At 51.9% G+C, this 13563-nt stretch carries 13 protein-coding genes; 6 read left to right on the forward strand and 7 right to left on the reverse strand.

Going from position 1 to position 13563, the window contains the following annotated elements; all coding sequences use genetic code 11:
* Positions 1-32: 32 nt before the first annotated feature.
* Positions 33-590 carry a hypothetical protein gene (locus tag BM040_RS08835; protein WP_245756151.1) on the reverse strand — a complete coding sequence of 186 codons (558 nt, stop codon included), beginning with the start codon at positions 588-590 and terminating at the stop codon, positions 33-35.
* A 23-nt stretch (positions 591-613) separates the two neighbouring features.
* Positions 614-1477 (reverse strand): glycerophosphodiester phosphodiesterase, encoded by an 864-nt coding sequence (locus tag BM040_RS08840; RefSeq protein ID WP_092100164.1) that lies wholly within the window; start codon positions 1475-1477, stop codon positions 614-616.
* A 102-nt stretch (positions 1478-1579) separates the two neighbouring features.
* Between BM040_RS08840 and BM040_RS08845 the strand changes: the two genes are divergently transcribed.
* Entirely contained in the window at positions 1580-3211 is a 1632-nt protein-coding gene (locus BM040_RS08845; RefSeq protein ID WP_092100166.1) for a glycosyltransferase family 39 protein, read from the forward strand.
* A gap of 581 nt (positions 3212-3792) precedes the next feature.
* Here BM040_RS08845 and BM040_RS08850 read toward each other — a convergent pair.
* Both BM040_RS08850 and BM040_RS08855 read right to left on the reverse strand, forming a co-directional pair.
* Positions 3793-4188: a GtrA family protein gene (locus BM040_RS08850; RefSeq protein ID WP_092100168.1), complete on the reverse strand. Its 396-nt coding sequence runs from the start codon at positions 4186-4188 to the stop codon at positions 3793-3795.
* A gap of 123 nt (positions 4189-4311) precedes the next feature.
* On the reverse strand, positions 4312-4734 hold the full coding sequence (locus BM040_RS08855; RefSeq protein ID WP_092100171.1) for a hypothetical protein: 423 nt from the start codon (positions 4732-4734) through the stop codon (positions 4312-4314).
* A gap of 260 nt (positions 4735-4994) precedes the next feature.
* Between BM040_RS08855 and BM040_RS08860 the strand changes: the two genes are divergently transcribed.
* Positions 4995-5549 (forward strand): hypothetical protein, encoded by a 555-nt coding sequence (locus BM040_RS08860; protein ID WP_092100366.1) that lies wholly within the window; start codon positions 4995-4997, stop codon positions 5547-5549.
* A gap of 66 nt (positions 5550-5615) precedes the next feature.
* Here BM040_RS08860 and BM040_RS08865 read toward each other — a convergent pair whose 3' ends face one another.
* Entirely contained in the window at positions 5616-6278 is a 663-nt protein-coding gene (locus BM040_RS08865; protein WP_092100173.1) for a porin family protein, read from the reverse strand.
* Positions 6279-6470: 192 nt separating this feature from the next.
* On the opposite strand from BM040_RS08865, the gene BM040_RS08870 reads away from it, so the two are divergent.
* Entirely contained in the window at positions 6471-6926 is a 456-nt protein-coding gene (locus BM040_RS08870; protein ID WP_245756152.1) for a nucleoside deaminase, read from the forward strand.
* A 78-nt stretch (positions 6927-7004) separates the two neighbouring features.
* Positions 7005-7613, forward strand: a complete 609-nt coding sequence (locus tag BM040_RS08875; RefSeq protein ID WP_092100175.1) for a superoxide dismutase — start codon at positions 7005-7007, stop codon at positions 7611-7613.
* Between the two features lie 247 nt (positions 7614-7860).
* Here BM040_RS08875 and BM040_RS08880 read toward each other — a convergent pair whose 3' ends face one another.
* A complete protein-coding gene (locus tag BM040_RS08880; protein ID WP_175491027.1) occupies positions 7861-10065 on the reverse strand; it encodes a protein-disulfide reductase DsbD family protein in 2205 nt (734 codons plus the stop codon).
* Between the two features lie 427 nt (positions 10066-10492).
* Between BM040_RS08880 and BM040_RS08885 the strand changes: the two genes are divergently transcribed.
* Both BM040_RS08885 and BM040_RS08890 read left to right on the forward strand, forming a co-directional pair.
* Positions 10493-11809, forward strand: a complete 1317-nt coding sequence (locus BM040_RS08885) for a hemolysin family protein (protein ID WP_092100177.1) — start codon at positions 10493-10495, stop codon at positions 11807-11809.
* A gap of 2 nt (positions 11810-11811) precedes the next feature.
* Positions 11812-12270 carry a hemerythrin domain-containing protein gene (locus tag BM040_RS08890; RefSeq protein ID WP_092100179.1) on the forward strand — a complete coding sequence of 153 codons (459 nt, stop codon included), beginning with the start codon at positions 11812-11814 and terminating at the stop codon, positions 12268-12270.
* A 747-nt stretch (positions 12271-13017) separates the two neighbouring features.
* Here the strand turns inward: BM040_RS08890 and BM040_RS08895 are convergent.
* Positions 13018-13536: a gamma carbonic anhydrase family protein gene (locus tag BM040_RS08895; protein WP_092100181.1), complete on the reverse strand. Its 519-nt coding sequence runs from the start codon at positions 13534-13536 to the stop codon at positions 13018-13020.
* Positions 13537-13563: the final 27 nt, after the last annotated feature.

Consider the following 13563-nt stretch of genomic DNA (forward strand, 5'->3'; position numbering starts at 1 on the left):
CATCTCCAGCTAAAAGATGGCTCAGTAAGCATTTAAGTATTGTATAAAGATATCTCGTTATCGATTTTGATTTTAAGCACTTTGGCTTCTTCCACCAAATGCTCGTTAAACTTCTGCTTTTGCTTTTCCTTTGGCAGGTCGTTGTAATAAAGCAACATGCCTTCGTCTTCAAAATCTTGTAGCTCCCTGTACCAGGTATATAGTCTTTCAAGACCTAACTCCTCTCCGACAAACTTTTTCTCCTTTACCCCGAGCTCGTTCAACCAATTAACCTTATGGTAGACATCATTGTCTACGCTACGCATTACTTCAAGAGCACTTTCAGGATGCGCAATTATTTTTCCTAAATAGTAGCGCAACAATACTTTAGCGGCTTCAATCTTATTTGGAAGGGTTATACCTAACTCCTGTAAACTTTTATCGAAATAAGTCTGAAGCTCAAATGGATTGTCTATACTAGACATGCCAGCTAAAATTAAAAGCGATTCTGATTCTACTCCTTGGCGGAGTCCTGTTAATGCAATATCAGAGAATTGGCTAATCGATAGGTTTCCCAAAACATAGTTTGCCAGTTTCTCCTGAAAATTCATAGTTGCGTATAAAATCAGAAATGTTACTCCAGCATCTGGCGCGCGGCGGCCACGTTATCCACCTGAATGGCATCGGGCTGCATGTTGATTATGCGGGCGATGCGGGAGCGCGACTTGCCGCCGAACAAGGCCACCTGCAGCCCCTGCTCCTTCGCCCGCTGCACCTGCGCTGCCGACACATCCCGCCCGTTGGCACAAATGCCCTGCAGCGCGTTGTTCTTTGCCTCCAACAGCGCCTGCTCGTAGTCACCGGCCGTATCTATCATCAGTTGGGCCGCGGGCTCCACCTCCCGGAAGGCCAGCAGGAACTGTACGTTCGGAGAGATAAATACCAGTTTTTCGTGGGGATAGTTATACTTACGCAGCATATCCAGGAGCGTCTGGGCATAATATAAATGGCGGCTGGCCACGTGGTTGCGCAAATCGATGTGCAGGTAAGGCAGCTCAGGGTATGTGGCGAAGCGTTGCAGCATGGCCTCCAGGGTAATGATCTCCTCCTCGTGGAAAAGGTCGTAGAAGAAGCCTCCCTTGTACTTTAGCCCCACCACCTCCGCTGCCGGCAGGTTATCGATAATGCCTTGGGCCTTGGTCATGCTTTCCAGCGACACATCGTGGTAAAGTATAAGCACGCCGTCCTGGCTCATCTGCACGTCCACCTCCACGCCGTCGGCACCGTTTTCCTCCATCGCCTTCACAAGGGAGGCCATACTGTTAGAGGGTAAGGGGTTGAAGGGGTTGAGCGGAGAAAGGAAGCCGGAGCCTGCATGCCCCAACACCAGCACCTCTTTATACTTTACCTCGTCGTGGCGGCGCATCAGCCAGAAAGTAATGCCCAGTGCCAGCAGCACGAACGCAAGTATAAACAGCCAGATTTTACGCTTTAACATAGGCTATGTGCGAGCTCACCCTTAATTCTCAGATTATAAAGCGAAGGTAATACAGATTCGTAAGAAATACCGCTAAATTTGCAGGCCCATAAAGCTAGCTACATGCAGAGTACCACCAAAACAACTGTTGCCAAGGCCTTTACCGCTGACGCGGAGACGCTGGGCCAGCCACAAGAGCGCTACCTTATCCCGCTTTCGACTATCCTGATTATCGCCTTGGGAATCCGGCTGGTGGCTGCTTTCTTCTCAAAGGGCTTTGCTTTCAGCGACGACCATTTCGACGTGATCACGATTGCGCAGGGCTGGCTGGACGGCTTCCCGCTGTGGCTGCACGAGCCGATGCCGCCGCGCCACAGCATGTTTTACGTGATCATCCACTACGGCATTTTTTATACGTTGGAGGCCCTGGGCATTTTTAGCCCGGAGGTGAAGATGACGGTGGTGCGCCTGGTGCATGCGCTGTACTCGCTGCTGGTGGTATACTTTGGCTACAAGCTAACCGAGCGCCTTTCTAACAAAGCCAACGCGCGTATGGTAGGCCTGATGCTGGCACTGGTGTGGTTTATGCCGTTCATGAGCGTGCGCAACCTGGTAGAGATGGTCTGCATTCCGCCTTACCTGGCGGCCTTTTACCTGATGGTGAAAGCCGACCAGGAGGACCGAAAACGCGCCATGCCCTACTTTTGGGCGGGCGTGTTGTTTGCCTTGGCCTTTGTGTTTCGTTACCATACGGTGCTCTTTGGGGCAGGCGCCGGCCTGGTGCTACTCTACCAGCGCAAGTGGCGCGAGGCCATTGCCGTCTTGCTCGGCTTTCTGGTGGCGGCTTTCCTCGTACAAGGCGTAATCGACATCATCTTTTTCGACTACCCCTTCCACTCCATTGTGGCCTACTACCAGTATAATTCCGCGCATGCCCACGACTTTAGCTCCGGCCCGGTGTACCGCTTCGCTTTGACCATACTTGGTTTTTTGGTGCCGCCGGTAAGTGCATTTCTGGTACTGGGGTATGCCCGCACGGCAAAGCTGGCGCCGGCACTGTTCTGGGGCGGCCTGATCTTTTTTGTGGCCCACTCGCTGTTCCCCAACAAGCAGGAGCGTTTTATACTTCCGCTGCTACCGCTCATCATGGTTCTGGGCATCATTGGCTGGCAGGGATTTGTGCGGCAATCCTCGTTCTGGCAAAACCGCCGCAAATTACTGGCCTCTGCCTGGGTCTTCTTCTGGGTGCTGAACCTGCTGGCTGGCATTGGCATGGCCTTCACCTATACCAAAAAAAGCCGTGTGGCGCCCCTGGTATACCTGTCCGGAAAGCAGCAGATGGACGGCGTGGTGCTGGAGTTTGGCAACCACAGCGTTAAGAAGCCGCCGCTCTTCTACCTGGGCCGCACCAGCGCCGTGTACGACAAGTACATCATAGATGATGACTACGTATGGGAGGAGTACCTGCAAGGGCAAAAACCCATGCCTGAGGATTTTGTGATGGCCTATACTCTGAACAAGGACAAGTCGCCGCAGGATTTACAGGGGGAAATAAGTGCCTCACCGTACAAGCCGGATTATGTGGTAGTAGTGGGCACCAAAGACATGGAAGAGCGCATGGCCCGCCTGCACCAGGTTTTCCCTAAACTGGAGCTGGAGCACACCATCAACCCCTCACTCTACGACCGGCTGCTGCACCTGCTGAACCCACGGGTGCATAAAGATGAACATGTGCAGATTTATAAAGTGAGGTAGTGGTAGTGTGAAAAGCCATTCTTATACTTGGGTTATACTTTCAAATGAATAGCTGTTCCGGACATCCTTGTCCGGAACTAAAGCTGCTGCTTCCTGCCACTTGACACAGGCTATCCTTACTAGCCATCGTTCCTCCTCCAGACTAACATACCTATCGTTGCATCTATACTTTGGTGCTCTCAAGCCCGAGAGGGCTCGCCTTTGGGCATCGCGCTGTGTACATTTCCTTTGCTACCCTTCGGTCTCAATGCCCTTGACGGGCACCAGAAATCTACAAGGCGCTCAACCCAAAGGCTGGGAATTATTCGATAGCCATAGCTTCTGCTACTGGAAAGTAAAGTATAAACTAGTAATTCAAAACTGTCCCCTTGAGGGGACCATAGGGGTGTAATCGCTTGCTGACAATTCCCCTCCCTGGAGGGGCTAGGGGTGGGTTTATACTTTGCAGGAACAGCAACTACGAAGCTTATACTTCAGCCAAAGCAGTTACATAATTCCCCTCCTTAGACAAGGAGGGGTTAGGGGTGGTTGGACCCGGTACTACAATTTTCTCCTCCACCAATCAAGCCAAACAGGCCTGCCTACCTGGTAAAAGTATACAGGTAATTGATGAAGAAATTCCAGAAGAAGACGAGGACGATGGCGATGAATTTGGAGATGTAGAAATTGAGCTTAGCGCGCTCGGTGAGCAGGTAAATGATGAAGTTGTTAAGCAGCAGGCCCACCACGGCAGCGGCCAGGAACTTGGAGTACTGCCAGCCAATTTCAGGGTCGTGGCTATGGAAGGTCCAGATGCGGTTGAGGTAATAGTTGCTGCAGGTAGCCAGCAAGAAACCCAGGCTGTTGGCCACATACTTGTTCCAGCGCAGCTTCTCCTTTGCCAGAAAGGTTACCCCGAAGTCCAGCAGCAGGCCAGAGAAGCCAACCAGGCCAAATTTAAGAAACTTGAAAAAGAGGCTCTGTATACTGTCTGACATGCGGTTTATACTTTGCAACTCCGCACCGGCTACAGGGCGGAATTGCAAAAGTAACAGACTTAGGGCAAGCTACCAACCCTTAAATCCAAAGCCGGGCCTTTACCGCTTCGTCAGCATAGCCGCTTACTTAAACAGCCCTCCCAGCTTATCTTTCAGGCCGCCGCCCATCAAGCCTCCTAACAGGTCGCTATCCTTCAGATTGCCGGCACCGGCCTGCCCTCCTATTTTCTGCATGATAAAGTTAATCGCAAAAGGGGCAATCTGGTTGGCGATGTTCTGGGGTATACCCAACTTGGTGGTCAAGTCACCCACATACTTGTTGATGATACTGTTGGTGGCGCTGCTGTCGGCGGGAGCCTTGTTGCCTTTCAGCACGTCCAGCAGGCCTCCTGTGTCCCCGCTTCCGGCGCGTTGCCTCAGTTCATTTACTACGCTATCCTTAGCCATGTCAGCGGACTGGTTCGCCTTTTCAGGCTCCAGGTTAAACTTACTCTGCAGCTCTCCGGTGAGCTGGCCTTTCAGGTTGTTAATCAGGTTTTCAATCATCGTTTTATACTTTATCGCTGCTAAACAGAATTATACTTTAAAGATACGCCCCTCCCAAACTATCCTGCCGAAACCACTGTTAGTCATGCAGCTATAGCACCGGGATGCATATTAAAAGTATAACGGCAGCGACCGGATAAAGATGTTTGCAGCTGCAGCCACATTTAAAGTATAAAATCGGCCGAATTGGCAAAGTTATTGCACCTGAAAGTATACATTCCTTTTCCTTAATATTTGATAGCTTTGCCCTGTATATACCTATGAACATGCGTTACCTAGCCTTTTTAGCCATTATCCTGATAGCCGGTGCCACCTTTGCCCAGACCAAGCTGAAGAAAACCCAGCTCAGCAAGGAGGTAAGTGCGCTGCTGCCTCAGGACTTTATGCCGATGCCCGACGACGGTATTGCCCGTAAATACCCTGCCACCACGCGCCCGCTTGCCGTTTATACCAGCCCCAACGGTCAGATAGATTTTAGCGTGACGCAGAGGCCCTCGCAGTTTAAGGCCGGGGACCTGAACATGCTGCGCGAGTTTTACAAGGCAAACCTGCTGGAGCGCTTCACCAAGGTAGATTTTATCCGGGAGGACGTAACGAATGTGAAAGGGAATGACTTTCTGGTATTTGAATTTGTGAGCACCCTGGCCGATGAGCGCGGAGCGTCTAACCTGGCGCCTGTGCAGAAGTATAGCATCATACAGTACACCATCAAAAACGACCAGCTCTACATCTTTACCCTGCACGTGCCGTTCAGCCAGAAAAACGACTGGCAGTCGACAGCGCGCGACATCATGAACTCTATCACGATAAAGTAACCACAACTACATATAGCATAACACGGAGCCCTTCCCTTATCAGGAGGGGTTTTGTATTTACATGAGTTACTTCTTTTTCAGGTCAAAGTCTATCAGGTAGCCAAGCGTCAGGCTGGCGTTTTGGTTTTTAGAGGACAGGGCATCTGATGCTCTGCTGAAGATGTCGTGCAGGCTGTGCTGCAGCCGCGCTTCCAACTGAAAACTGCCAAAGGATGTCTTCTGCACCATGCCCAGCCCCACGCCCAGCCCATACTGGAAAGTGTTGTCGACGCTCCGGAACTGATACCCGGTATCCGGTTCCTCCTCCCCTTCCACCACCTCGGGTTTGCTGCCAGCCTCTCCGCCGGAAATCAGGTAAGAAGCATAAGGGCCAAGGTTTACAATCAAGCGGGTGTTTCTGTTCCCGATGGTCACGTGCGTCAGCAGGGGCACCTCCACATAATCCAGCGAGCGGGTGTAGGAAACTCCGGGTCTCAACCTTTCAGTCCATCCTTTCTGCACGTAATTCACCTCCATCTGAACGCCTACCCTGCGGTGGGCGACATGCTTTACAATAATTCCACCGGTGTACCCCTGCAGAAACTCCTGGTCTTTGGCGGGTTCGAAGTTGAAGCGCGAATAGGAAACACCGCCTTTGATCCCTACACTTAGTTCTGGTGTGAAGTCTTTCTGTGCATAGGCAGGAAAGGCAGCCACTGTCAGTAAAAGTATAACTATCGCCTTTTTCATACTTTAAGCTTGTTTCAGGTTCTTCGATGGGCACACACGCACTGGTAAAAACACAACCTTTTCAGGCAAAATAATAATTTATACCTAAAGCTCTCATAAAAAGCCTTAAATCCTACAAGTCCTGCGCGCAGCACCTCCGTAGGCTAGTATAGTATACTTGTATTTTATACCTGATGTGCTCATCTTTACCCTATGGCAACAGACTTTTTATCCATCCACAGCGATGAGTATTACATGCAGCAGGCATACCGCCAGGCGCAGTATGCCTACGAGGAGGGCGAGATTCCGATTGGGGCTGTCGTGGTGGCCAATAACCGCATCATTGCCAAAGCCTATAACCAAACCGAGAAGCTGAACGACGTGACGGCCCACGCCGAGATGCTGGCCCTAACGGCCGCCGCCGAGTACCTGGGCAACAAGTACCTGCACGATTGCACGCTTTATGTAACCGTAGAGCCCTGCGTGATGTGCGCCGGAGCGAGTTACTGGGCACAGCTCAAACGGGTGGTGTTCGGAACATCTGAGCCCAAACGCGGTTATAGAAGAGTAGGGAATCTACTGCACCCTAAAACCGAGATGGTAAGCGGCATTATGGCGCAAGAGTGCGCCGACCTGATGGCCTCCTTCTTTGCGGCTAAAAGAAATTAACTAACTTTGAAGGGACGCCGTACATCTCATTTGCATGTATGTCAATCAAATTTTTTAACCATAAAATTATATAAAACTATGGCTTTCGAACTTCCGAAACTACCTTATGCTTACGATGCACTGGAGCCGCACATCGATGCGCGCACAATGGAAATCCACCATACAAAACACCACCAGGCATATACCGATAACCTGAACAAGGCAATTGCCGGAACGGAGCTGGAAGGTAAGTCTATCGAGGAAATCATGACCAGTATTGATGGCGATAACAAAGCTGTTCGCAACAACGGTGGCGGTTACTACAACCATAACCTGTTCTGGACAATCCTTTCTCCGAACGGTGGCGGCCAGCCATCCGGCGAACTGGCAGATGCGATTAACTCGGCATTTGGTTCTTTCGACCAGTTTAAGGAGAAATTTAACGCGGCTGCGGCTACCCGTTTTGGTTCTGGCTGGGCCTGGCTGTGCGTAAAAGATGGCAAGCTGGAAGTATGCTCCACCCCTAACCAGGACAACACCCTGATGCCGTTTGCAGAAGGATGCGGTGGCCAGCCAATCCTAGGCCTGGACGTATGGGAGCACGCTTACTACCTGAACTACCAGAACCGCCGTCCGGATTACATCAACGCTTTCTGGAACGTGGTGAACTGGGAGGAAGTAACCCGCCGTTACAACGAAGCGAAGTAATTTAAGCGCAGCGCGATACTTATATCAAGTATCACGACTATAATGATAAAAGCCCTGCCGGAAACGGTGGGGCTTTTCTGTTTTAGACCTTGCGATGTGCGCAGCTTCCACGTGCGTCTGGCAAAGTATAGCTAGCCCTACTGAGGCTCATTTGTCTTCATCGAGTTAGTCCTTAAAGTATAAATCCCTGTTGCGGCCAGGTGCTACAACAGGGATTTATACTTTATACTTAGATTCAGATTTATACTTACTTCTGCGCTACCTGCTGGCGTTTCTTGTAGGCTTCTACACCCGCATCCAGGAACTTCACGAAGTTATTGACATTCAGATCATAGGCCGTGGGTTTTACCAGCACGTTCTCGTTCTCGTCCATCAGCACATAGTATGGCTGGGCATTAACATTAAACTTGGTGATCTGGTAATCGGCATACTTCCGGCCTATCGTTTTCTTCAATTTGCCATCATACGGGCTCACATACTGCTCGCTTTCAGGTAGTTCGGTGCGATCGTCCACATACAGGGCAGCAATTACGTAGTTCTCTTGCAGGCGCTTCAGCACGGCCGGGTCCGACCACACGTTCTGCTCCATTTCGCGGCAGTTCACGCAGCCGTGGCCGGTAAAGTCGATGAAGATGGGTTTGCCCTGTGCTGCGGCGCATTTTTTAGCTTGCTCCAGGTCATAATAACCTACTAATCCATGTGCAATACCAGGCATGTCCTCAGCATACTTAGGTTCTTCACACATCTGGTTAGCCGCAACCATAGCCGTGCCCCCTCCTGCGTTCTGCCTTACAATCTTGTTGATATCGAAATCCTGCGTGGTTTGTGGCGGCAGGTAGCCGGAGAGCGCCTTCAGCGGAGCGCCGAACAGACCCGGAATCAGGTACACTACAAACCCGAAAGTGATAATGGCAAAGAACAAACGAGGAACGCTAATAAACTTCACCTCCGAATCGTGGGAGAACTTGAGTTTGCCCAGCAGGTAGAAACCCATCAGCGTAAAAATCACAATCCACAGGGCCAGGTATACTTCGCGGTCCAGCAGCCCCCAGTGGTATACCTGGTCGGCCACACTCAGGAACTTCAGCGCCAGCGCCAGCTCTATAAAGCCCAGTACCACCTTCACCGAGTTCAGCCATCCGCCTGACTTCGGTAAGCTGCTCAGCCACGACGGGAACACGGCAAACAGGGAGAAAGGCAGGGCAAAGGCCAGCGAGAAGCCAAACATGCCCACAATCGGGCGGATAGTCTCGCCGCCGGCAGAGGCCACCAGTATACTTCCCACAATGGGGCCGGTACAGGAGAAGGAAACCAGCACCAGCGTGAAAGCCATAAAGAACACGCCAATCCAACCGCCCTGATCTGCCTTGGCGTCGATTTTGGTAAGCCACGAGCTGGGCAGCGTAATCTCGAACATGCCGAAAAACGACATGGCAAACACTATGAAAATGAGGAAGAACAGCACGTTGGGCAGCCAGTGCGTGCTCAGGAAATTGGCTCCGTCGGCGCCGAAAAGCCGGGCCACAATGGTACCAACCAACGTATAGATGGCGATGATGGAGAGGCCGTACACCAGCGCTTTCAGAATTCCCTGCGCCCGGCTGCCGCTGCTGTTGGTAAAAAAGCTTACTGTCATGGGTACCATCGGGAACACGCAGGGCGTCAGCAACGCCAGCAGCCCCGAACCAAAAGCGATCAGCATAAATGCCCACAGGCCTTCATCAGCGGTGCCTTCGGCTGCATCGTCGGGTATGGCCGAAATGGTTTCGGGTGTATCGTTGCTATTTGTGGTGGTCGCTACAGCTGGAGCTGTTGCCGTATCTGTATCAGCAGCAGCGGCGGCGGCAGTGGCCAGGTCCGGCACTTGCGCAGGTGCAGTATCTTGCTGTTTAGTAGGCTCCTGTGGTTGCTGGGTAGCTGCTTTTGCCTCGGGCTGCGTGGTTGGTTTAGCAGCCGTGCCACTTACCTTGATCTGGTTATTGGAGAAGGTAAATACATCATCAAACGGAATGCACTGGCCGGTAAGGTCGGTACAAACCTGGTACTCATACTCGCCTTTTACCTGCAGGTCGGGCTGCAGCACCCTGATTTTCTGGCGGAACTGGGCGGTGCCCACAAAGTAGGTATACTCCCCCTCCCACAGCTCATCATACTTCTTCTTAGGCTTTACAGGCACAATCCTGCCCACCAACTCGTAAGAGGGGTGCTTGGCGAAAGTGAAAGTCGTGACCATCGGGCCCAGGTCCGGGTCGAAGTCAGAGGAGTAGAGGTACCAGTCTTTGTCGATTTTCACGTTAAAGATGAGTTCCACCTCTTCGCCCACGGCTACTTCCTTTTTAGAAACGTCATAGCTCCAGGTAGCAGGCTTGAGTACCTGCGCCTGCACCACAAAGGCCATCATAAAAAACAGCCACGTGGTCAGCAGCTGCTTCGAGGTGATACGTCTATTCATCATATGTATACTTTACAGGGCAACCATAGCCGCTCTGCTTTGCTATCTTGAGCTTAATTTGGCACTACAAAAGTATGCAATTTATATTTGCGGCTCTATGGCCCCCGGGATATGTTTGCTAAACAACCGCTTTGGCAGCCCTAACGCTGGCTTCCCTGCCACAAATAACCGGCCATCCTTCCGCTGAGCTACTTGCGTAACATTCTAAAGCGATTTTCTGTCCCCGCAAAGTATAAACACCTGGCCGCGCCGCAGGTTTTGCGCCGGTGCCGCCTTAAATTTAAGGAGGAGACAAATGCCTCTTACAGCCCTGCTGGTGCCGTTGGTCGTAAAATATAGTACCCTCAGCATATACACATGTAAAACGAGCACGTATTTTACTAATTTTACGGCTTTGCTGATACAACACAGCGAATAAACAAACAAAATGGTATTTGATATACTTCTGACGATATTCCTGGTACTGCTCAACGGCTTCTTCGTGGCGGCAGAATTTGCCATTGTAAAGGTGCGTTCCTCGCAGATAGAGCTCCGGGCACAGACCGGAAGCGCCGCGGCCAAGCTGGCGCAGCACATGCTCACCCACCTCGACGCTTACCTTTCGGCCACGCAGCTGGGTATTACTTTGGCCTCGCTTGGCTTGGGTTGGATTGGCGAGAGTGTGGTGGCGAAGCTGGTAATCAACGTGATGCACACCTTTGGCTTTCAGGGGAGCGAGGCGCTGGCGCACACCATCGCGCTGCCCATTTCCTTTGCCATTATCACGGTGCTGCACATTGTATTTGGTGAGCTGGCTCCAAAATCCTTGGCCATACAGCGCTCCGAGCCCACTACGCTGGCCATTGCCTATCCGCTGCGCTTCTTCTACATCCTTTTCAGCCCGTTTATCTGGCTCCTGAACGGACTGGCGAACATGGTACTTCGGGCCATGGGCATACAACCCATGCACGGGTCTGAGGTGCATACTGCCGAGGAGCTGCGCCTGCTCTTTGAGCAGAGCGTGGAGGGCGGCGCCATACAGGACTCGCACCACGAGCTCATCGAGAACGTGTTCCTGTTCAGTGAGCGTATGGTGAAGCAAATCATGGTTCCCCGCACCCGCATGGTGGCCGTAGATGTAAATATTCCGGAGCAGGAGCTGATGGAGATTATTTTTACCGAAGGGTACTCCCGCCTGCCAGTGTACAGCGGCAACATCGATAATATTGTAGGTATACTTTACGTAAAGGACATCCTGAGTATTTCACGCCAGGGCAAGGCTATTGTAATAGAGGATTTGATGCGCCCTGCCTACTTTGTGCCGGAAACCAAGAAAATCAACCGCCTGCTAAAGCAGTTCCAGCGCCGCCACCTGCACATGGCCATTGCCACCGACGAGTTTGGCGGGGTGTCGGGCATTGTTACCATTGAGGATATTATCGAGGAACTGGTGGGTGAGATTCAGGATGAGTATGATGAGGAGGCTCCGATTGTAGAGCGCCTGAGCGACTTTGAGTATAAAGTAAACGGCTCGGCTGCCGTATCCGACGCCAACGATTACCTGCCTTACCCCTTGCCGGAGGGCGAGGATTATGAAACAATCGGCGGCCTGCTAAACGTGATTTACGGGCAGATACCGGAGAACCTGAACGAGACCACCACTTTTAACCAGTACCTGGTGCGCATCCTAGAGAAGTCGGACCGCCGCGTGGAGTGGGTGCTGCTGACGGTGCGCGAGGAGGATAGGGAGGAAATAAGCAGTTAAAAATGAAACGCCACGAGAGCCTTATACCGATCTCGCGCCAGCACCACGCGGGCCTGCTAACGGCCAGGTTGCTGCAGCATGGCGCGCCTGCCTACAAAGGAATGCCCACCACTCCCACTACCAAGCGCGATTATGTGCTTACCTTCCTGCAGGAGCACCTGTTGCCACACTTCAAACTGGAGGAGGACACGGTGTTTATACTTGCCGCGGACTATTCGCAAGCACTAAAAGAGCAGGCAGAGGCGCTGCAGTCGGAGCATCGCCAATTGGAGCGGCTTATACTTGCCCTGCCCGGTGTGGCCGAAGCCGAGCTGCCGGATAGGCTGGACGAGGTAGGGAAACTGCTGGAGCAGCACATCCGCCAGGAAGAGCGCGTTTTCTTCGAGATTGTGCAGGAGCAGCTGCCGGATGAGAAGCTGGCGCTGCTGCAACAGCGGGTGCTGCAGCATTTGGAAGGTTGATTTATACTTTATCTTCCGTCATTCTTTTCTGACGCGAGCGTCCGCCTGTGCCTCTACTAGTCGCTGCTTCCCGCAGCTTGACACAAGCTATACTTTCAAACTACCGTTCATTCTCTGGCTCCTATTGCTGGCGCGGGTTTGCAACTCGTGCCTACCTGTGGTGTTGGGTTTGCAATCCGAATGACTCGCAGAGCTATACTTATACTTTGGCTATACTTTATAGCTTCTGATATACTTTAATAACTCTGATTTATACTTATATACTTGCAGTTTATACTTTCCTAGCAACCGCTTCCCGCAACTGGATACAAGCTATACTTGCTAGCTACTGTTCATCCTCTAGTTCCCACAAACCTAAAGTTGCATCTCTAACTTGGCTCCCTCCCAGGCCGGGAGGCCTCGCCTTCGGGCCTCGCGCGGTGTACATTTCCTTTGCTACCCTGCGGTCGCAATGCCGCTAAGGCGGCACCAGAAATCTACAAGGCGCTCAACCCAAAGGCTGAGAATCATTCGATAGCCACGGCCGTTGCTATAGAACAAGTATAAACTGTCCCCTTGAGGACAAGCGAGAACAGAAGTTCGAAGCTTGCGAGCAGCGCTCAATAGAGGTGTAGCTCCTAATACCTCTTGCTATAACACTTATACTTCAGCCGAAGTAATGACAGACTCCCCGCCTTAGACAAGGAGGGGCCAGGGGTGGTCGGAGCCGGTTACTGCAAAGCTCTTCTCCTGTACTTGAAAAAGCCACTACTCCTTCCCACTGAACCAGCTGCTGTACATCACATAATTGTTGGCTGTTCTGGCGAGGCCTTCGATTTGCTCCTGGCTCAGCTGCTTTACCTTGCGGGCCGGTATGCCTGCATAAATCCATCCCGACTCGCAAACGGTGTTTTCCAGCACGATGGCTCCTGCCGCTACAATGCAGTTCTGCTCCACCACGGCGTTATCCATCACAATCGAGCCCATACCCACCAGCGCGTTGTCATGCACTGTACAGCCATGCACGATGGCGTTGTGGCCAATGGAAACATTATTGCCGATGGTGGTGGCTGCCCGCTCGTAGGTGCAGTGGATTACAGCCCCATCCTGAATGTTGGTCTTGTTGCCGATCCGGATGCTGTTCACGTCGCCGCGGATAACAGCATTGAACCAGATAGAGCACTCATCGCCCATCACCACATCGCCCACAATAGTTGCGTTTTCGGCAATCCAGCAGCCTTCGCCCATCTGCGGCCGCACACCCTTAACCGGAAGTATAACTGGCATAGTTTAAGTTAAAAAGTTAGAGAGTTC

This window comes from Pontibacter chinhatensis, assembly GCF_900113285.1.
GTDB lineage: Bacteria > Bacteroidota > Bacteroidia > Cytophagales > Hymenobacteraceae > Pontibacter > Pontibacter chinhatensis.